General features: G+C 50.3%; 16 protein-coding genes, 2 tRNA genes and 2 pseudogenes. 6 read left to right on the top strand and 14 right to left on the bottom strand.

What is annotated here, in order from left to right; translation table 11 throughout:
- Positions 1 to 55: 55 nt before the first annotated feature.
- Genes BZG79_RS04465 through BZG79_RS04455 form a run of 3 tightly spaced genes read right to left on the bottom strand, consistent with a single transcriptional unit; the run spans position 56 to position 4,078 of the window.
- Complete coding sequence (locus tag BZG79_RS04465; RefSeq protein WP_077678954.1) at positions 56 to 1,816, bottom strand: ABC transporter transmembrane domain-containing protein; 1,761 nt, start codon at positions 1,814 to 1,816, stop codon at positions 56 to 58.
- Positions 1,809 to 3,569 carry an ABC transporter transmembrane domain-containing protein gene (locus tag BZG79_RS04460; RefSeq protein WP_077678953.1) on the bottom strand — a complete coding sequence of 587 codons (1,761 nt, stop codon included), beginning with the start codon at positions 3,567 to 3,569 and terminating at the stop codon, positions 1,809 to 1,811. The genes BZG79_RS04465 and BZG79_RS04460 overlap by 8 nt, the downstream gene beginning before the upstream one ends.
- Positions 3,570 to 3,610: 41 nt before the next feature.
- On the bottom strand, positions 3,611 to 4,078 hold the full coding sequence (locus BZG79_RS04455) for an Lrp/AsnC family transcriptional regulator (protein ID WP_077678952.1): 468 nt from the start codon (positions 4,076 to 4,078) through the stop codon (positions 3,611 to 3,613).
- Positions 4,079 to 4,208: 130 nt separating this feature from the next.
- Here BZG79_RS04455 and BZG79_RS04450 point away from each other — a divergent pair, with 130 nt between their 5' ends.
- Positions 4,209 to 5,273 (top strand): PLP-dependent cysteine synthase family protein, encoded by a 1,065-nt coding sequence (locus BZG79_RS04450; RefSeq protein WP_108743233.1) that lies wholly within the window; start codon positions 4,209 to 4,211, stop codon positions 5,271 to 5,273.
- Positions 5,274 to 6,306: 1,033 nt separating this feature from the next.
- On the opposite strand, the gene BZG79_RS04440 is transcribed toward BZG79_RS04450, so the two are convergent.
- Together BZG79_RS04440 and dbpA are read right to left on the bottom strand one after the other, a co-directional pair.
- A complete protein-coding gene (locus BZG79_RS04440; RefSeq protein WP_021024566.1) occupies positions 6,307 to 6,801 on the bottom strand; it encodes a DUF1003 domain-containing protein in 495 nt (164 codons plus the stop codon).
- 126 nt (positions 6,802 to 6,927) lie between these two features.
- On the bottom strand, positions 6,928 to 8,310 hold the full coding sequence (gene dbpA / locus BZG79_RS04435) for an ATP-dependent RNA helicase DbpA (RefSeq protein ID WP_077678968.1): 1,383 nt from the start codon (positions 8,308 to 8,310) through the stop codon (positions 6,928 to 6,930).
- Positions 8,311 to 8,555: 245 nt separating this feature from the next.
- Between dbpA and BZG79_RS04430 the strand changes: the two genes are divergently transcribed.
- Complete coding sequence (locus tag BZG79_RS04430) at positions 8,556 to 8,987, top strand: thioesterase family protein (RefSeq protein WP_241833867.1); 432 nt, start codon at positions 8,556 to 8,558, stop codon at positions 8,985 to 8,987.
- 40 nt (positions 8,988 to 9,027) lie between these two features.
- On the opposite strand, the pseudogene BZG79_RS16320 reads toward BZG79_RS04430, so the two are convergent.
- Positions 9,028 to 9,171 (bottom strand): annotated as a pseudogene (locus BZG79_RS16320) (prevent-host-death family protein); the annotation flags it as partial.
- Between the two features lie 211 nt (positions 9,172 to 9,382).
- Here BZG79_RS16320 and queC point away from each other — a divergent pair.
- Complete coding sequence (queC, locus tag BZG79_RS04425) at positions 9,383 to 10,078, top strand: 7-cyano-7-deazaguanine synthase QueC (protein ID WP_021024560.1); 696 nt, start codon at positions 9,383 to 9,385, stop codon at positions 10,076 to 10,078.
- Between the two features lie 81 nt (positions 10,079 to 10,159).
- On the opposite strand, the gene BZG79_RS04420 is transcribed toward queC, so the two are convergent.
- Together BZG79_RS04420 and BZG79_RS04415 are read right to left on the bottom strand one after the other, a co-directional pair.
- The gene (locus BZG79_RS04420) at positions 10,160 to 13,309 is read right to left on the bottom strand and encodes a multidrug efflux RND transporter permease subunit (protein ID WP_077460120.1); all 3,150 of its coding nucleotides are present in this window, start codon (positions 13,307 to 13,309) and stop codon (positions 10,160 to 10,162) included.
- Positions 13,309 to 14,430: an efflux RND transporter periplasmic adaptor subunit gene (locus BZG79_RS04415; RefSeq protein WP_077678950.1), complete on the bottom strand. Its 1,122-nt coding sequence runs from the start codon at positions 14,428 to 14,430 to the stop codon at positions 13,309 to 13,311. Before BZG79_RS04415 ends, BZG79_RS04420 begins: the two co-directional genes overlap by 1 nt.
- Before the next feature lie 285 nt (positions 14,431 to 14,715).
- On the opposite strand from BZG79_RS04415, the gene BZG79_RS04410 reads away from it, so the two are divergent.
- Together BZG79_RS04410 and BZG79_RS04405 are read left to right on the top strand one after the other, a co-directional pair.
- A tRNA-Tyr gene (locus BZG79_RS04410) sits at positions 14,716 to 14,800 on the top strand.
- Between the two features lie 22 nt (positions 14,801 to 14,822).
- Positions 14,823 to 14,907: transfer RNA gene (locus BZG79_RS04405), tRNA-Tyr, on the top strand.
- A 61-nt stretch (positions 14,908 to 14,968) separates the two neighbouring features.
- Here the strand turns inward: BZG79_RS04405 and BZG79_RS04400 are convergent.
- Positions 14,969 to 15,937 carry a glutathione S-transferase family protein gene (locus BZG79_RS04400; protein ID WP_077660921.1) on the bottom strand — a complete coding sequence of 323 codons (969 nt, stop codon included), beginning with the start codon at positions 15,935 to 15,937 and terminating at the stop codon, positions 14,969 to 14,971.
- 212 nt (positions 15,938 to 16,149) lie between these two features.
- Here BZG79_RS04400 and BZG79_RS04395 point away from each other — a divergent pair, with 212 nt between their 5' ends.
- On the top strand, positions 16,150 to 16,503 hold the full coding sequence (locus BZG79_RS04395) for a DUF4168 domain-containing protein (protein ID WP_158011530.1): 354 nt from the start codon (positions 16,150 to 16,152) through the stop codon (positions 16,501 to 16,503).
- 49 nt (positions 16,504 to 16,552) lie between these two features.
- Here BZG79_RS04395 and arsJ read toward each other — a convergent pair whose 3' ends face one another.
- From arsJ to BZG79_RS04370, 5 genes and pseudogenes are all read right to left on the bottom strand, one after another.
- Positions 16,553 to 17,776, bottom strand: a complete 1,224-nt coding sequence (gene arsJ, locus BZG79_RS04390) for an organoarsenical effux MFS transporter ArsJ (protein ID WP_077678949.1) — start codon at positions 17,774 to 17,776, stop codon at positions 16,553 to 16,555.
- An 81-nt stretch (positions 17,777 to 17,857) separates the two neighbouring features.
- Entirely contained in the window at positions 17,858 to 18,865 is a 1,008-nt protein-coding gene (locus BZG79_RS04385; protein WP_077660918.1) for an ArsJ-associated glyceraldehyde-3-phosphate dehydrogenase, read from the bottom strand.
- An 11-nt stretch (positions 18,866 to 18,876) separates the two neighbouring features.
- Positions 18,877 to 19,218 carry a metalloregulator ArsR/SmtB family transcription factor gene (locus BZG79_RS04380; protein WP_021024015.1) on the bottom strand — a complete coding sequence of 114 codons (342 nt, stop codon included), beginning with the start codon at positions 19,216 to 19,218 and terminating at the stop codon, positions 18,877 to 18,879.
- A gap of 106 nt (positions 19,219 to 19,324) precedes the next feature.
- The gene (arsB, locus tag BZG79_RS04375) at positions 19,325 to 20,386 is read right to left on the bottom strand and encodes an ACR3 family arsenite efflux transporter (RefSeq protein WP_077773809.1); all 1,062 of its coding nucleotides are present in this window, start codon (positions 20,384 to 20,386) and stop codon (positions 19,325 to 19,327) included.
- Between the two features lie 15 nt (positions 20,387 to 20,401).
- Positions 20,402 to 20,698, bottom strand: a pseudogene (locus BZG79_RS04370) (arsenical resistance protein ArsH); the annotation flags it as partial.

The raw sequence follows: 20,698 nt of genomic DNA, 5'->3' as shown, positions 1-20,698 counted from the left end.
TTCGCTGCAAACAAGGGGCCTGAGCCCCTTTTTAATTTTCTTACCTATGACACGACTAAGCCTGCGCTTCTTCCTCAAGCGCCGCCAAGTGAGCGCTGGCTTGCTGAAGCTGGTACATCTGCCAGTAACGCCCTTGCTGGCGTAGCAGGCTTTGATGACGCCCTTGCTCAATCACGCGGCCGCGATGCAAAACCAAGATGTTATCGGCCTCGGCAATAGTCGATAAACGGTGCGCAATCACTACCACTGTCATCTGCTGACGTAACCTACTTAATGCTTGCTGAACAAGCTCTTCGGTACCGGAATCGATATTGGCGGTGGCTTCATCAAGGATCAATATTTTAGGCTGACGGACTAACACCCGCGCTAGAGCCAATAGCTGACGTTGCCCAGCTGAGAACGTCATCCCCCCCTCGCCCAATGGAGTCTCTAAACCAGCAGGTAAGCCTTTCACGTACTCTGCCAATGCTACTTGCTCTAATGCATGCCAAATCACAGCATCGTCCAGTGTCTGTCCCAGCGCGATATTTTCTTTTAAGCTGCCGGTTAACATGTGCGGATCTTGTTGCACCATCGCCACGCCCTCGCGCAAACTTTGATGGCTTAAGGTTTCAATCGGCAAACCACCCAGCGTTAACGTGCCTTCTCCTGGGCGATAAAACCCCATGAGTAATGACGCTAAGGTTGATTTACCGCTCCCCGTATGACCGACCAACGCCAGAAAGCCGCCAGCAGGTACATTGACATTCACCTCTGACAATACCGGCGTTTCGCCATCATAAGAGAAGGATATATCACGCAGTGCAATGGCACCGTCAGGAATCGGTGTACTGTCATGACCATATTGCTCAGGCGGCGTATCCATCATTTCAAACAATCGCTCCCCCGCTGAAATCGCCTGCTGAAGCAGTGATAATTGTTGCATCATCTCAATCAGCGGCTCAGTGATTCGACCCAGGTAACTCAAAAAAGCATAGAGCACCCCGACGCCAATCACTTCCATTCCACTGACGCCGAAAATTGCCACTAAGGACAGCAAGGCGGCACCGGAGAGCAAATCAATCAAGGGACGGAGATAGATCCCGTTAAGGCGCTGAATGGTGACCATGGCATCCAAGTGATCCGCGGTCATCGTTTGAAAGCGGGAAGAAAACGCCTGCTCTTGCTGCATCAATTGGATAAGATTCATGCCCTGTACCGACTCGTTCATCACCCCGTTGATATCAGCAAGTCGGTCTCGCGCTCGGCGATAGGCGGGCGCTGAGCGTTTTTGATACCGTACCATTACCAAGATGACACAGGGCAATAACACCAGCACGACTAGCGTCAGTTCAATACTGAGCATCAGCATCGCCACCAGCATCACGCTAATCAAGGCGATGTTGCGTAAAAAAGTCGAAAGCACCGACACATACAGCTCTTTCAAGGATTCGGTATCATTGGTTAAGCGCGAGACAATCCGCCCCATCGGCACATAGTCAAACGCGGATAACGGCTGTTTGATAACGTTGGCAAACACGGTTTTTCGAATCCGCTGAATAATCGCCACCGCCATGGTGTTAAAGCGTAACTCGTACTGATACTGGAAGCCGGCCGAAACAATGGTGGATACAATGTACCCCACCGCAAGCGCCCACATGATCATCGCCGGATAATGGTCTTTGGCAACATAGCTATCAAGAAAGATTTGCACCAAATAAGGGCCGGTTACTTCCGCCACCGCGGCTACCAATAAGAAAATGGCGGCAATCACAAACTGGCGACGATCGCGACGCATATAGCTTAATAGCCGATATAAAATCTCTCGCTTAGTCATTGCGCGGCTCCTCATCGGCATCCAGTGCCGCTTCCAGCTGCTGGTATTGATGCATTTCTTGATACCATCCTGGCTGTTGAATCAATTGACGATGCTGACCGCGCTCGCGTATTTGGCCATGACTAAGCACCACGATTTCGTCGGCGCTTTCCAAGGCCGATAAGCGGTGAGCAATCACGATCGTGGTACGCGTTTGTTGATGCTGTTGTAGATTCTGCAAAATCCGATGTTCGGTGTCACCATCAACCGCCGACAAGGCATCATCCAAAATCAAGCACTCGGCACCCACCAATAATGCGCGAGCAATCGAAATGCGCTGCTTTTGACCACCGGACAGAGTAATCCCCTTTTCTCCAACAGCCGTTTGATAGCCCTGCGGCAACTGACGAATATCCTCGTCAATACAAGCCAAATGGGCCGCGTGTTCAATCTCCGTTTGAGTTGCGTCGGGGCGACCGAGGGCGATGTTTTCCGCAATCGAGCGCGAGAACAAAAACGGTGTTTGCGTCACCACCGCAAAACGTTGTCGCCACGACGACAAATCAGCGTTCGCAATCGATACATCACCATAACGAATATCGCCTTTTTCCAACGTAGTCAGATGCAATAGAAGTTGTAACAAGGTGGATTTGCCACTGCCAACCGGGCCCGCAATCCCCAGCATTGCCCCAGGCGGGAGGATCACATGGATATCTTTGAGGGCAAAACTGTCATCCGGTTGCCACTTAAACTGCTCAATGGCCAGCGTCAACGGCTGCATGGTGTCAGGCAGCGGAGTGTCACCACCAACAATGTCTGGCTGCTCTTGCATCAGCGCATCAATACGGGTCCACGCCGCTCGGCCCCGTTCGATAATATTGAACAGCCAGGCGATCGCGAGCATCGGCCAAATCATCAAACCTTGGTACAAGGTAAACGCCGTCAGATCGCCTAACGAAATCTCACCGTTAGCAACCAAATAGCCACCACCGGAAACGGTAAAGAAAAACGACGCGCCAATGGTGCCTTGAATCACCGGCGAAAACAGCGCATCGACCCGCGCTACGGCGAGGTTTTTCTCCCCGGTACGATCCGCAACCTGGTCGAACTGATTCATTTGGTGCTGCTCTAGACCAAAGGCACGTACCATTCTAACCGCAGACAGTGAGGACTGACTCACCTCTGACAGCTCAGAAAACGCCGCTTGTGACTCGGTGAAGGTATGATGTAAACGGCGCCCAAACCGATTGACTAAAAAGGCCATCACCGGCATCGGCAACAGCGCTAAAATCGTTAGTTGCCAACTGATTTGGCTGACCATCACAATCAATACCGCCGCACCTGTGATAATGGAATCACCCGCGGTCAGGACTCCCTCTCCGGCGGTCATCACCACCGCTTTCACATCATTAGTGGATCGCGCCATGATATCGCCACTCGGATAGCGACGGAAAAAATGCGGAGATTGGCGAGTAAAGTGATCATAAAGCCGATTACGCAGCACAGAGCCAAGCTCCGCCGCCGCACCGAAAAGCCACACTCGCCAAACAATGCGCAGCAGATACACCACCCCCCAGATAGCCAGCATGCCCGCTAATAGCCATAACAGTGTTTGCGTAGAAATATCCCCCGCAACCACGCCGTCGACCACATGGCCCACGGCCATCGGTGGGATCAGCTCGAAGACAGAGACAAATACCAAAATAATCATGGCGCCGACATAGCGACGCCATTCACGTTTAAAAAACCAGCCTAACTGCCAAAACACCTTCATGAGGGCTCCTTATTCTCCCCGCCTTTTATTATTTATCTGACCTATCCGATCGGTAGGGCGGTGGTGTATTTAAGTGCTTCCATTGCGAACGTTGATGTCACATTATTCAGACTTGGCACAGAATTGACCAGCTTTTTATAAAAATGATCAAATCGAGTCATATCAGCCACCTGCACCTTCATCATGTAATCGTACTCACCTGCCATGCGATAGAATTCCATCACCTCAGGAAACTCAGTCACCACCTCGGTAAAGGTTTTGTACCACTGCTCACTGTGGTCATTGGTTTTGATGTGGACGAAGGCGGTAAAGGCTAGGCCAACGGTTTCCGGGTCAAGCAATGCTACCCGCCCGCGGATCACCCCTTGTGATTCCAGCCGTTTCAGCCGCTTCCAACAGGGAGTCGTGGTTAAATTCACCCGTTCGGCCAGCGCGGCCACAGACCAGTTGGCATCTTCCTGTAGCGCTGCGAGTAAAGTGCGATCTATCTCATCTAAAGTGATAGTCATAAAAAATCATTTCCATCAAGTGTTATGTAGGAGTTTATTTTTCTCTTTTGGCGTCATTATAGAGCAAAAATAGCAAGGTTTTTATCCTGCGCTTTGCGTAAACTGGTACTAATCACGTATTCGGAGACGCATGATGACAACCCCACATCCTTGCCATACTTGGGTCGGTAACGCGATTCGCCTCATTGAAGCGGACTTTAAACGCTCTGCAGATACCCATTTAATCAAGCTCGACCTCCCTAGCTTCGCGGATATCGATATCTATCTGAAAGACGAAAGTACCCATCCAACCGGTAGCCTAAAGCATCGCTTGGCGCGCTCTTTGTTTTTGTACGGCTTATGTAATGGTTGGATTGATGAACACACCACCATCATTGAAAGCTCATCAGGCAGTACTGCCATTTCCGAAGCGTATTTTGCTCGCCTACTTGGCTTACGGTTTATTGCTGTGGTGCCCAAAAACACTGCGTGTAAGAAGATTGAGCAAATTCGTTTTTATGGCGGTGAAGCGCACTTTGTCGAGCGGTCAGACCAAATCTATGCCGAGTCTCGCCGCCTTGCTAAAGAGCTCAATGGCCATTACATGGATCAGTTTACCTATGCCGAGCGAGCAACGGACTGGCGTAGCAATAACAACATTGCCAACCGTATTTTTGAGCAAATGCAGTACGAGCGCTTTCCGATCCCTCGCTGGATTGTGATGAGCCCAGGCACCGGCGGTACCTCGGCGACCATTGGCCGCTACATTCGCTATCGCTGCCAACCCACTCAACTGATGGTGGCCGATGCTGAGCACTCGGTATTTCACGATTACTTCCTCACCGGCGATAAAAACTTAACGACGGATGAGAGCAGTCGGATTGAAGGGATTGGACGGCCACGTGTCGAGCCCAGCTTTATTCCCGGCGTGATTGATAGAATGACCACAGTGCCGGACACTCACAGTATCGCCACCATTCACTGGCTAGAAAGCCAGCTTGGCCGCAAAGCCGGTGCGTCCACGGGTACTAACCTGTACGGCGTCTTGATGCTGGCGAATGAAATGCGCGCCAACGGCGAGAAAGGCTCTATCGTCACCTTACTATGTGACAGCGGCGAGCGCTACCTAGACACCTATTACAACCCTGATTGGGTACGCGAGCACATTGGGGCGCTCGACCAAGCGACCCATGATTTGCAGACTTTGTTGGGGTAACGCGCCATCGTCTATACAGACGTTGGATAAACAGGCGCGTTAATATATAGATCAGGCGTAGGTCGGCATAAGCGCTGGGACGATATTAAACTTGTCACTCGGTGCAGCCGGCGCGCCCGTTGGCACTTTGCACATATCCATCCTCGAGCCGGGGCTTGTGTAATCGTCGCCAATGGCACCACCGATATATAAACCAGGCGTNGGATAAACAGGCGCGTTAATATATAGATCAGGCGTAGGTCGGCATAAGCGCTGGGACGATATTAAACTTGTCACTCGGTGCAGCCGGCGCGCCCGTTGGCAATTTGCACATATCCATCCTCGAGCCGGGGCTTGTGTAATCGTCGCCAATGGCACCACCGATATATAAACCAGGCGTAGGTCGGCATAAGCGCCAGCACAATGCCAATCATTATCACGATGTGGGCCGCGCGCCATCCGACATCAAAGCCAAAGATTAACCTCGATGTCAAATTTGGCACCGATCGTGACAGGCGCCCGTTGACAATGTGCACTTATCCAACAATGTCCCGGGGCTTGTGTCACCTACGCCAATGGCACCATCAATGTATAAATTTTGTCATTGTATGCATTCCCACGCAGGAGCGTGGGAACGAGCAATCGTCGCCGATGGCACCACCGATATAGAAACCAGGCGTAGGTCGGTATAAGCGCCAGCACAATGCCAATCATTATCACGATATGGGCCGCGCGCCATCCGACATCAAAGCCAAAGATTAACCTCGATGTCAAATTTGGCACCGATTGTGACAGGCGCCCGTTGACAATGTGCACATACCCATCATCGTGCTGGGGCTTGTGTCACCTACGCCAATGGAATCATCGACGTTAAATATTAACGCCTTGTGGCATCGTCGCCAATGGCACCACCGAAACATAAATTTCGTGTAGATCGGGCAAGCGCCGGGGCGATATTAATCTTGTCACTCGGTGTAGCCGGCGCGCCCGTTGCATGGCGCCTTCGACATTTGAGCCAAACGATTAATAAAACTCACAACAAAGTGTCAACACGCTAGTCCGTATCTCTATCTATTCGCGCCTGCAGGGCATCAAACTTGTCGTGCAGGCGCATTAGCTCGAGCTCGAGTTTTAGGTTGATTTCGTAGGTGGCTTTTTGCTCCATCCTATCTTTTGCCGCTTGGCGGTTTTGCGACATCATGATGATAGGCGCTTGGAAAGCCGCCAGACTGGACAATCCTAGGTTAAGCAAAATAAATGGATAAGGATCAAAAGAAGTGTCCCCCACCAACCAAACCGTATTCACGACAATCCAGCCAATAATGAAAGCGAAGAAAAGTCCGATAAACGACCAAGAACCACCAAATGAGGCAATTTTATCCGCCACCATTTGCCCGGGTGTCAGACTTTCGTGAAAGGACTTGTTAACGTTTTCAGAGACAGACGTATTATTGGCAATGCTTTCAATGACTTTTTTCTCACCTGAACTCAGGCTACCAAACGGCTGGCCGAGCAAGGCTTTTGCTAAATTCTCAAAATACTTTTTCATTTTCCACTCCGTGTAAATACGCGCGACACGAAAAACGGTGTCGTGCGTACCTCTTCAATTAAGCGATTGAAATAGAGTAGGTTAATTTAGCAGCTTAGCAAGCTAATCTATAGCTTACGGTAAAGATCAAACCCGGCGGGCGCGAATGGTGCGGCCTTTCACTTTTCCATCATTCAGCTTACGCAACGCGGCTTTAACGCAGGATTGCGACACTGCAATAAACGCCACATTATCGAGCACATTGATTTTACCCACCTGTTTACCGTCAATACCATCTTGACCGGTTAGTGCGCCTAAAATATCGCCCGCGCGTACTTTTTGTTTTTTACCTGAGTCAATCATCAAGGTTGCCATCTCAGGCTGATAAGGCGTAGTGTCGAGCAAATGCTGCGGCGGCAGGGCTTCGGGGAGAAAATCGCGGTCATATTGATCGCCAATCATCGCCAACTTATAGTGCTCAGCATCGTTATACAACGAACACGCTACCCCTTTTTTGCCTGCGCGCCCGGTACGGCCGACGCGGTGCACGTGAGTTTGCGGATCGTGGGCGAGTTGATAGTTGATCACCATATCCATGTCATCAATGTCTAAGCCTCGCGCGGCGACATCAGTGGCCACCAGCACCGAGGCACTTTTGTTGGCAAATTTTACCAAGGTGCGCTCACGGCCACGCTGTTCAATATCGCCATGCAAGGCAACGGCGCTAAAACCATCGTTTTCTAAGTTATCGCACACTTGTTGTGTTTGGACTTTGGTCGTACAGAACACCACACAACTTTGCGGCTGAAAGTGCAATAACAGTAGCTTTAACGCTTGGTAACGCTGCGTGTTGTCATCAACTTTATAGACGTGTTGCGAGATTGTACTTTGCGTTTGCACCTCATCCACTTTAACGGAGACAGGGTGGCTCAGCACTCGCTGGGCAATAGCATTGATCGAGCGCGGGAAGGTGGCGCTGAATAATAAGGTTTGGCGATGAGCGGGAACACGCGCAATGATAGCATCCAAGGTATCTTGGAAGCCCATATCCAGCATCTGATCGGCTTCATCTAACACCAAGGTCTCAACATCATCAAGGCGCAAGGTGCCCTTGCGTAAATGATCGTCGACACGCCCTGGAGTGCCGACAATAATGTGTGCACCATGCTCCAGTGAGCCAATTTGCGGGCCAATCGATACCCCGCCACACAGCGTCAGTACTTTGACATTATGGCGGCCACGCGCCAACTTGCGCATCTCCTCAGCGACTTGCTCGGCCAACTCACGGGTTGGACACAGCACCAAGGATTGTACGCGAAAGCGCTTCACGTTCAGTTTGGCTAACACGCCAAGGCTAAACGCCGCTGTTTTCCCTGAACCTGTCTTTGCTTGAGCAATAATGTCTTTACCATCGAGCACAGACGGCAAGCTCTGCGCCTGAATCGGTGTCATTTCGGTGTAACCCAGCGTCGCTAAGTTATCGAGTAAATCAGCAGGTAACGCGAGCGAGGAAAAAGCGGTATCAGTCAAAGTCGTATCCACAGCAAAAGTAAACAAAGCCGCGCCCAAGCACGGCCAAAAAGGGGGCGTATCATACCAGAATCTGGCTGCTGCCACATTAGTCGATTATAGCCACACGCTTTGCTCCCTGCTTTGCCACTTTATTCATTTTGTTACGCAATTGTTAGACCAAGCTCCGTATTTACACTTGCCCAGCTTGTCTTGTCATTGTGCTTGGTGTGCAATCAAGGCACACAATAAAGGAGGATTGTCTTGTGGCAAATATCCCAGTAGAAAACTACCCACTCTCTCATACGCAGGCGATTGTTTGGAACGACATGGACGCCCTGCAACACATCAATAACACCGTGTACTTTCGCTATTTTGAAGATGTGCGCGTGGTGATGCTTGAAAAACTGGAAGTGTTCGAGCTAGCTAAACGACTGCATGTTGGCCCGGTGGTTGGCTCGACGCGCTGCGATTATCGCGCCCCTTTGGTGTATCCAGATACCATCACCACCGTGGCTTGGGTGGAGGATATTCAAGAAAAGCGCTATGCGATGAAGTATGAAATCTACAGTCACAATCAAGAACGCTGTGTGGCCGAAGGCGAGGCTTTGATTGTCTATTGCGATTTTAAAACCGGTAAAAGCTGTCCTATCCCAGCTGAAACGCTCGAAGGGTTAAAAGCCTTTGTGGTGAAATAGTAAGCATAGAGACGAGCACTGCGCGTTGCCTGACGCGCAGTCAGCCGCTGAGCCATTTGGACATTTGTTCTTTGGCATCATGGTGACTCAAGAGCTTCTCTTCGGTAATGGCGCGCTCGCCACGCGCGATCCCTTCTAAGATAGCAAGACGGCTCTGCGTTAACTCATAATCATCCACATTTAATGAGGTAGTTACTCGTTCTACTTTCATCGCTCGATCAATCGTGACATCTAAATACCGTTACTGTAGCACTTGATGCTCACAGGAACAGGGATTTTGTTTGTGATAACGCAACACTCAGATCATCGCATCTGGCTTGCTGTCGATACCACACAGGGGTACCATCCGTGCTCTGTGTAACACTGGGTGAGCAGCACCGCCAGAGGACAAACCGATGAAAAAAGCCGTTGTGGTATTTAGCGGAGGACAGGACTCAACCACCTGTTTGATTCAAGCGCAGGCAGAGTACGACGAAGTGCATTGCCTCACTTTCGACTATAACCAGCGTCACAAGCAAGAAATTGACGTTGCCCGTGAGATTGCTGCAAACCGCAAAGTCAGTGCGCACAAGGTATTAGATGTTGGCTTGCTCAACGAATTAGCGATTAGCTCGCTCACACGCGACAACATTCCCGTTTCTAACGCGCTGAACGAAAACGGCCTGCCCAATTCTTTTGTGCCGGGACGGAATATCTTGTTTTTGACTTTGGCCGGCATCTACGCCTATCAAATTGGCGCTGAGGCAGTGATCACCGGTGTCTGCGAAACCGACTTTTCTGGCTACCCAGATTGTCGCAACGATTTTATTCAATCGATGCAGCAAGCCCTTGAGCAAGGCATGGATAGACAACTCGCATTAGTGACGCCGCTGATGTGGCTGAATAAAGCCGAGACCTGGGCACTGGCCGACCAGTATCACGCCCTCGATTTTGTGCGCGACCACACCCTAACCTGTTATAACGGGATTAAAGGCACTGGCTGTGGTGAATGTCCAGCCTGCCACTTGCGTCAGCGTGGCTTAGATGACTACCTCGCCAATCAAACGGACGTACAAGCCGCACTGCAACGCAAACAAGCCGAAAACGCGTAACAGCGCGCATCCTTGGTAGCAACAAGAAATAAAAAACCGCCTCATCGCGAGGCGGTTTTTGTATCGAGCATACAACAGCGGCTATTTACGCGGCTCATCATGCGGATTAGTATCAAACTCACCATGACTGGTCCGATGCACGGTTTCCACTGCCAACGCTTTATCTAATTGCTGCGCCACATACTCAGGCGAATGGGTATGTACCGAGAGCAAGCGATACATCGCTGGGATCACCAGCAAGGTGACAAAGGTCGCAAAGGCCATGCCGGTGAAGATCACCGTCCCAACCGCGATACGACTCTCTGCCCCCGCCCCGGTTGACAGGATCAGCGGGATCATCCCTGCCAAGGTGGTAAACGCCGTCATCAAAATCGGTCGCAAGCGACGGACTGACGCATCGATAATCGCTTTTTCAAATGCAATACCACGATCACGCAATTGGTTGGCAAACTCCACGATTAAGATACCGTTTTTCGTCACCATCCCAATCAGCATGATCAAACCAATTTGGCTATAGATATTGATCCCTTGGTTGGTCAGCCACAAACCTAAAAAGCCACCTAGCATCCCCATGGGCACCGTCAACATCACTACCAAGGGGTTGATAAAGCTTTCAAATTGCGCCGCTAACACCAAGTACGATACCAAGAGGGCTAAACCAAACACCACCAGCACACTGGTTTGGTTGTCCCGAAAATCTTTCGACTCGCCCGAGTAGCCCACCGAGATATCAGCTGGCAGCGTCTCGGCCGCCGCGGAGTCGAGATAATCGAGTGCTTGGCCGAGCGTCACATCCTCACCTAAGTGCGCCGATAAGGTGATCGATTTTTGCTTGTTGGTATGGCTTAGACGCTGCGCAGAGGCGGTTTCTTCCACCGTGGTTACCGCATCCAGCGAGACCAATTGACCACTACGACTGCGCATATAGATACGACTCAGATCGCTCTTGCTGCTAAACGCATTTTCATCGCCACGGACATACACATCATATTCTTCACCGCGATCCACATAGCTGGTCTGCGCGCGACCACCTAACATGACTTCCAAGGTGTCGGAGACGTCCCGTACCGAAATGCCAAGTTCAGACGCACGACGGCGGTCTACTTTGACGACTAGCTCAGGCGTATTTTGGCTGTAGTCATAGTCTGGGCTATCAATCATGCCCGCTTCACGACTCATTTCACCTAAGGTCTCAGCCCAGCGATGCAACTCAGGGTAGTCTGGGCCGCTGAGTACAAATTGCACCGGCTCAGAGCTTCGACCGCCAAAGCCGGGCGCAAACGGGAACACTTGCACATCTGGCACACCATTCAGTACCTGACGTACTTCTCCGAGAATGGCTTGTGCTGAACGGTCGCGCTCATCCCAATCCGGTAAAAGCATGATCACAAAGCCGGTTTGATCGCCGGCACGACCACCAAACGCGGGCGTCTGCAAGCTCACCGAACTCAAGGTGCCCGCTTCCACCAGTGGCATTAAGCGCTGTTCAATTTGCTCAATGTTGCCCACCATGCGGTTATAAGCCGTCCCTTCAGCGCCTTTCACAAAGGCTAACAGTACACCACGGTCTTCTTGCGGCACCAACTGAGACGGTAAAGATTGCATTAACGCCCCACTGCCACCAAGGCAAAGTAGGATTACTACTGGGGCCATCCAACGCCAGCGCAGCACCTGCACTAAAGCGCGCCGATAATAGCTTTCAAGCCGCTCAAACCCACGTGTCACAATGCGGTTGACCGGACTGGATGAAACATTTAAGCGCAGTAACTTACTGCCCAGCACGGGCGTCAGCGTCAGAGCAATCAAGGATGAACACAACACGGTCACGGCCAGCATCACCGCAAATTCTGTGAATAGCTTGCCTATCATGCCGTCCATATAGGTAATGGGTAAGAACACCATCACCAGCACCGCCGTGGTCGCAATCACCGCAAAACCAACTTCTCGCGCCCCGCGGTACGCGGCCACCAAGGGTTTATCGCCTTGCTGTAAATGATGGAAGATATTTTCGACCACCACGATGGCATCATCCACCACTAACCCAATCGCTAAGATCAGCGCCATTAAGGTAAGAAGATTAATCGAGAACCCCAATGCTGAGGCAACGATAAAGGCCGAAATCAATGACACAGGCACGGTCACCGCGGGAATCAGTGTTGCACGCGCTTGGCCGATAAAGATATACAATACCAGCACCACCAACGCACCAGTAATAAAGAGCGTGCTGTACACTTCCTCTATCGATCGCTCGATAAATATGGTGGTGTCATAATCGACCCACAGACGCGTGCCTTCAGGGAGAAACGCCTGCATATCATCCACGAGCTTATGGGCACGATCAGAGATATCAAGCGGATTGGCATCGGATTGTGGGATCAAGGCCAAACTCAAGTTGTTGATACCATTGTTTTTATAGGTCGCATCTTCATTGCGTGAACCAATCGCCACGTCCGCCACGTCCGACAAATAAATCGCGGTGCCATCGGCTGTGGTTCGTATCACCAGCTGTTTAAAATCTTCCGCATCACGATACAAACGATCGCTACGCACCGGCATGGTCATCACGTCATTGCGGATTTCCCCGCCCGGGCTTTCTAGGTTTTCCTCCCGCAATGCATCGAGAATATCTTGGGTCGTGACGCCATGTCCTGCCATCTGCGTCGGATCCAGTTTCACATACATCACTTTATACAGCGCACCGTATAAATCGACCGAGCTTACGCCGGAGATCAAACTGAATCTATCTTCCAGGGTGCGCTGGGCGTATTCGGTGAGCTGGTTGCGATCCATTTCCGATGAGGCAAGATTAATGTATATCGCGGCCTCACCGGTGCCGTTATCTTTATACACAATCGGATCATTGGCATCATCGGGCAGTCCACCTTGCGCACGCGCCACCGCATCGCGCACATCACTCACGCCTTCAGTCAGTGGATGATCGAGGTTAAATTCCACCGTGATACGCGATGAACCATTACGACTGACTGACGTAATTTCATCAATACCGCTGATCCCGGACAGCTCATCTTCAATCAACTGTGTGACTTGGCTTTCCATAATGCTTGCCGACGCGCCCGAATATCCGGTGTAAATGCTCACCACAGGGCTATCAATATCCGGCATCTCACGCACAGAGAGCGTCGAAAAAGACACAGCACCAAACACACATAGCAGTAAACTCAAAACCACCGCCATCACCGGCCGCTTCACCGACACATCAGATAACCACATTAGCTGGCCTCCGTCTCAGATGCGGTCTCATCGACACGGCTTTGATCATCAGCTTGATGTTTAGGCGCTTCTGCATTTAACACTGATACTTGTGCGCCATCGCGCATGTTCACCAAGCCTTGTATGACGATGTTTTGCCCCGGTTCAAGTCCTTTACTCACTACCACTTGGTTATCAATGCGTGCACCGAGGGTAATTTCGGTACGATGGGCGATACCTTCATCATCAACACGAAACACATAGCGACGGGTGCCGGAATACTGCAGCGCTTGCACCGGGACAATCACCGCTTGCTGTTGTGGTAAGGCCAATTTTGCTTCCATCAGCATACCAGGTTGCAGTTGGCTTTCAGGGTTATCCAACGCGACCCGGACACCAACAGATAACGCGTCTTGATTGATACGAGAGTCCACGACCCGAATCTCACCATTGAACGTTTTGTCCGGCCAAGCTTGGGAGGTCACTACCACTGGCATATCAGGATATAAGCGGCTGAAATACTGCTCTGGGACTTGAATATCCAGATTCATACGCGACAGATTATCGAGACTGAACAAGGTTTCACCGATGTCCACACGCTGACCGACGCTAAGATCAAACAAACCGATACGCCCGGAAAATGGCGCGGTTAGGCGATGATCATCTAAATCAGATTGCGCCGACTGCAAACGGGCTTTGGCAATGTTGACGCTGGCTTGTTGTGCTTCCAACTCGGTTTGCGTCAATGCTCCGCGCTGCGCCAACTTATTGTATTCTTTAAATTTACGCATTTCATCATTCAGATAGGCCGACGCTTCCAGCACAGCCGCTTGGGCTTTGGCGCGGTTAAATGTCACCAAAGGTGCGTCCTTTTCAACCGTTTCCCCCGGCTGCACATGGACGGTTTCAATCCGTGCCGACACTTCCGATTCAATACTGATCTGTTGATGAGCTTTGACGTTTCCCACTAACGACAGAGACGGTGAAACAGACTGGGTTTCTACCGGCGCGGTCATCACATCCACAGAGCGAGCGCCTGGTGGTGGCGCAGATGTCTCGTCGGTCGATGGCGCCGAGTCACCAAACTGCCAGTACGCGATTCCCGCCAACACAGCGACGCCCAATAGCATCCATTTTTTCATTGCATGACACCTTATTATTTGAATAGCACCAGTGTACTGATCTACTTTTTTTTGTCCTTAAAGAATTGTAAAGACGTTGTTTTTTATCGTTATTACATCCAAATTCGAGATTTAGCTACATAGCATTCAGACTGTGAAAACTCAGGCAGGTTTCAAAAAGCGATAAAAACAACGCTTATCGCTGATTTTGGACGCAAGACGTTGAAAAAAACACCAACCGCATTCTGAGATTAAGAAAACCCTTTACAGCTCCAATCGGTTTGGTAAGATTCGCCTCAATCGCGTGGTGGAGTTCCCGAGCGGTCAAAGGGATCAGACTGTAAATCTGACGGCTCAGCCTTCGAAGGTTCGAATCCTTCCTCCACCACCAATTTTACAAAGCAAGACTCCGTGGTGGAGTTCCCGAGCGGTCAAAGGGATCAGACTGTAAATCTGACGGCTCAGCCTTCGAAGGTTCGAATCCTTCCTCCACCACCATTTTTAAAGGGCCAGCATTTGCTGGCCCTTGTTCGTTGTGCGAAACAACACATTCTATTCGTTATCCAGTCAAGGCCGCCCGCCCATGCGGCGACCACAAATCTTGCTCTGGCCCTTTAGGCACAATGCGCGTCGGATTAATGTTGCCGTGGCTGTAGTAGTAATGGGTTTTGATATGGTGCATATCGACCGTTCCTGCCACGCCTGGCACTTGAAATAACTCTTTCATATAGCAGAACAAATTGCAGTAGTCGGCGATACGTTGTTTGTTACATTTAAAGTGACCCACGTACACAGGATCAAAGCGGATTAAAGTGGTAAATAATCGCCAGTCTGCTTCTGTGATCTGATTCCCAGCCAGATAGCGGTTGCGACTCAGATGATCGTCCAATACCGTCAATGCACTGAATAGCTGATCAAAGGCGTCTTCATAAGCCGCTTGTTCGGTGGCAAAGCCACATTTATACACGCCGTTGTTCACGTTCGGATAAACAAATTCATTCCACTGATCTACCGCTGCACGCAGGTTTTCTGGGTAATAATCGTCATCATTCCCCGTAATGGCATTAAAGGCCGAATTAAACATCCGAATGATATCGGCCGATTCATTACTGACAATGGTCTGGGTTTTCTTATCCCACAAAATCGGCACAGTGACCCGGCCGGTATAGTCAGGTTTGGCTTGCGTGTAAAGCTGGTGAGCGTACTCAAACCCGTATAAAGGCTCGGGCTCGGAAAACGTCCAGCCATACTCCAACATTTCGGGCGCAACGACAGTGACATCAATGTGAGGCTCAAGCCCTTTCAAATGACGCATAATCAAGGTGCGATGTGCCCACGGGCAAGCGAGAGATACATAGAGATGATAACGATCGGACGCTGCTTTAAAGCCAGCATCCCCGCTTGGGCCGGCTTCACCGCTCGCGGTTATCCAATGTCGGAATCCAGCATCTTCACGAACAAAGCGCCCGCCTGATGCTTTGGTGTCATACCACACATCGTGCCAAATACCGTCAATCAGTTTTCCCATAGGTCCTCCTTTCTTTCTATGTGCAGTATATGAAGCAACAATAGAAATGTCGGCAGACCCGATTGTTGGAGTTATTCGAAAAAGCTGAGCAATGGCTCCGACATTGAGAATGTCATGATTTTGTTAGAACTTTCTTAATCGCCTTTTTCGCGTTTGACCTTCACTCACCATGTCCTCTACTGTGAATAGCGATGAATAAAAGGAGAAAATTGATGAAACGTTTATTAGCGACCCTATCTTTTGCGTTTGTTGTTGCAGCCAGTCTGCCAAGTTTCGCTGCCAATGAGACAACCGAAATGTCGGCAGATCAGCTGACTGACCAAGTGGTGAGCAGCTACGCTGAAGCGGCTGAACAGGTTGTTTCAATATCTAAAGACTATCAAAGTAAGCTCGAGAGCATCAGTGATGAAGAGCAAGCTAAAGCACTAATGGCGGAGACGCAGAAAGAAATGGCGCAAGCCATTGAGGCAACAGGCCTATCCATTGAAGAATATAACAATGTCTTTCGTCAAGCGCGTGAAGATAAAGAACTGCAAAAGAAGATCAGCAACATGATCAATGAGTAAATATAGCTTGGAACAAGGGCAAGTGTATTCTCTTGCCCTTATTATTTGTTTAGGTTTGAGCCACCGAGACGTGCGATCTAGGTAGCCACAGCGAAATCACCGTCGTAATGAACAAGAAGACGAACGAGACCCACAAACAGGCCGCTAATCCCCATACTTGGAAAACCCAGCCCGACAACACCGTGCCAATTAATCGCCCCATCGCGTTGGCCATATAGTAAAAGCCCACGTCCAACGACACGCCATCGCCTTTGGCATAGCTCACAATCAAGTAAGAATGCAGCGACGAGTTAACCGCAAAAATAACGCCAAACAGCATTAATCCGACAATGATGACCGCTTGTGGGTACCATTGCTCGCCAATTGCGTAAGCAATAACACCCGTCACCACGGCCAATAAACCTGCCCAACCTAACGCTGCTTTACCACCCGGTGAGTGCCCTGCTTGACGCCCAGTGATTTTTGGGGCAATCCCTTGCACCACACCATAGGCAATCACCCACAGCGCAAGAAAGCCACCGACCATACTATGGCTCCAACCGAATGTGTTGCCCAAATAAATCGGTAAGGCGACGACAAACCACACGTCTCGCGCACCAAAGAGAAACATGCGTGCCGCTGAGAGGATATTGACGCTGCGCGACTTGGAAAATATTTCTGAAAACTTAGGCTTACTTTTGGCTTTACCTAAATCCGCTTTTAGTGACACCACACTGCCAATAAAGACCACAGTCAGCACACCGGCCATGGCTGCCACCGCGTATTGAAAGCCAATGAAAGACAGCAGTGCGCCACCGACAAAAAAGCCTGCCCCTTTGAGCGCGTTCTTAGAGCCGGTGAGGATCGCAATCCACTTAAACAGCGCACCCTGTGCATTATCGGGCACCAGGGTTTTGATCGCACTTTTCGCACTCATTTTATTGAGATCTTTCGCAATCCCAGATAGCGCTTGTGCCGCTATCACCCAGGGGATGGTTAGCCACGCCGCGGGTACCGCCAGCATAGTAAGCGCCACAATTTGCATGCCTAGGCCAATATTCATGGTGCGGTTAAGCCCTAATCGAGCCCCTAACCAGCCGCCGACAAGATTGGTCACTACCCCAAAGAATTCGTAAAACAAAAACAGCGAGGCAATTTCTAAGGTGCCGTAGCCTAAGTCATAAAAGTACAGCACCACCAACATGCGCAATGCGCCGTCGGTGATGGTGAAGTTCCAATAGTTAAAGGTAACCAGCATGTACTGGCGCACAGATTGGCTTAATTGAGCAAACATAGTGGCCGTCTATTTAGGTTTGATAAAAGCGGTAAATAAAGGCGATGCACTGTATGCACCGCCACCGTTAACAAGCATCACTTACTGATCGATAAGACCGACGTTGCGCACCAACTCAGCGGTGCGCGTGGCATACCCCATTTCGTTGTCATACCACGCATAGATTTTGACCATACGCTTACCCACCACCATAGTGGACAACCCATCGACAATGGTAGAGCGCTGATCGCCACGATAATCAATCGAGACTAAAGGACGCGCCTCAAAGCCAAGAATGCCTTTAAGCTCGCCGTCCGCGGCCTGTTGCAACAGTGCATTCACCTCGTCGGCGGTGGTATCGGTTTCCACATCAAAAATCACATCCGTCAGTGACGCATTGGCGAGCGGGACACGCACTGCATGGCCATTAATCTTGCCTTTTAGATCCGGGAAAATTTCCACAATGGCCGTTGCTGATCCTGTGGTGGTCGGGATCAAGCTCATGCCACACGCACGGGCGCGACGTAAGTCTTTGTGCGGCGCATCTAAAATCGTTTGGGTATTGGTTAAATCATGAATGGTGGTGAAGGTTGACTGCGCAATTCCCAGTTTTTCATGGATCACTTTCACAATCGGTGCCAGGCAGTTCGTGGTGCACGACGCCGCAGTAACAATTCGATGTTTGCTCGGATCAAAAATCGCGTCATTAACCCCCACCACGATATTCGCCACACGCTCATCTTTGACCGGTGCAGAGACCACTACGCGCTTCACGCCTTGGTCCAAGTATTGTTGTAGCAAATCCGCGTCACGGTGTTTTCCGGTTGCCTCAATCACCACATCACAACCTGACCAATCGACTGCATCAATCGCTTTCTCTTGGCTTGTCGTTAATGTTTGGCCGTTAATCTGCACGCGATTGCCTTCCGCACTCACCGCGTGATGCCAACGCCCTTGTACCGAATCAAACTCCAGCAAATGCGCCAGCGTTTCGGTATCACCGGCCACATCGTTAATGTGCACAAACTCGAGCTCTGGCCAATCAAATGCAGCCCGTAATGCCAAACGACCAATTCGACCAAATCCATTAATCCCGACTTTAATTGTCATTACTCTCTCCTTTACACGCAGCAGGTGGGGCGTGACGCCATCTTGGCAAGCCGCGTGATATCTTCTTGATAAGTGTCTTTTAGGCAGTTGGAATCAACTAAGCCCTGAATTTGTTTGCGCATCCAGCCCGGTAAATCAGCGGCTAAGCGATAAAACACCCATTGCCCTTGGCGCGTATCAACCAACACCCCACTGGCCCGCAGTTGTGCCAAGTGGCGTGAGATCTTAGGCTGTGAGGTATCCAGCGCTTCGGTGAGCTCGCACACACATAACTGCCCTTCACGAGCAATGAGCAGCAAACACCGCACGCGCGTTTCATCCGCTAACAATTTGAAAAACTGGTGAGGCAACATAGGCTCTCTCATTACGCTTTATTAAATGCACATATGGATATACGTATATTAATAAACCCAAGCATGCACGCAACCCTGACAGACAGGAATTCATAAAAGCTTCATATTAAATCGTATAACGCCGCTTCATCCTTAGCGCGATATTCACCAAAGCAATCAACACCGGTACTTCCACCAGCGGCCCAATCACTCCTGCAAAGGCTTGATCAGAGTGAATGCCGAATACCGCAATCGCCACCGCAATCGCCAGTTCAAAGTTATTACCGGATGAGGTAAACGCAATTGACGCGTTGCGGTCATAGGGGATCCCCAGTTTTTTACCCACAAAGAAGCTAATAAAGAACATCAACACAAAGTAAGTTACCAGCGGTACGGCGATACGTAACACGTCAAGCGGCAACGCAATAATCGCCTCCCCTTTTAGGCTAAACATCAACACAATGGTCGCCAACAAAGCGATTAACGTCATCGGGGAAATACGTGGCAAAAAGACGTCTTCGTACCATTGTTCACCTTTTTTAGCGACCAGCACGGTACGTGATAGATAGCCCGCCAAAAAAGGGATACCCAGATAAATCAGCACACTTTGTGCAATTTCGCCCATGGTGACATCCACCACAAAACTTTGTAGACCCAGCATGGGGGGTAAAACGGTGATAAATAGCCATGCCATCATACTGTAAGTCAGGATCTGAAATAAACTATTCAGTGCCACTAGGGCTGCGCCATACTCTTTGTTACCGCCACTGATATCGTTCCACACCAAGACCATGGCGATACAACGGGCAAGACCAATCAATATCACTCCCGCCATGTAGCCTGGCTCATCACGTAAAAACAGCACCGCCAGCGCGAACATAAGAATGGGACCCACCACCCAGTTCATAATAAGCGACAGCGTGATGGCTTTTTTATCGCGCGTGACCGAGCCCAGTAAGCGATAATTCACCTTTGCCAGTGGCGGATACATCATTAAGATCAAGCCAATCGCCAGCGGCACATTGGTGCTACCGACCGATAAGCGCTCACTGAGGGTCGCGACTTCGGGAAAAAGCCACCCCACACTCACCCCAATGGCCATAGCGAGGAAAATCCACACGGTTAAATACCGATCGAGCCATCCCATTCTTTGCGCGGCCGACGGTGCACAGGTTTCAGATTGAGTCATCGCGATATTTCCTTTTTATATCTGACGTTGATTGACACGTGCTGATAGTTCATCGGCACTCTCAACGCGCTCAGAGTAGCGATCAACGAGATAGTCTTTGTTGTCACGAAGTAAGAGCGTAAATTTCATAAGCTCTTCCACCACATCAACAATGCGTTGATAAAAAGGCGATGGCAGCATCCGGCCTTGTTCATCAAACTCTAAATAGGCTTTGGGCACCGATGATTGGTTCGGAATGGTAAACATACGCATCCAGCGGCCGAGAACACGGAGCTGATTAACCGTATTGAATGATTGAGAGCCCCCACATAC

This window comes from Salinivibrio sp. MA427 (assembly GCF_001996115.1).
Lineage (GTDB): Bacteria > Pseudomonadota > Gammaproteobacteria > Enterobacterales > Vibrionaceae > Salinivibrio > Salinivibrio costicola.
Note: the sequence above shows the minus strand (reverse complement) of the source record. Positions and strands in the feature narration are given on the sequence as shown.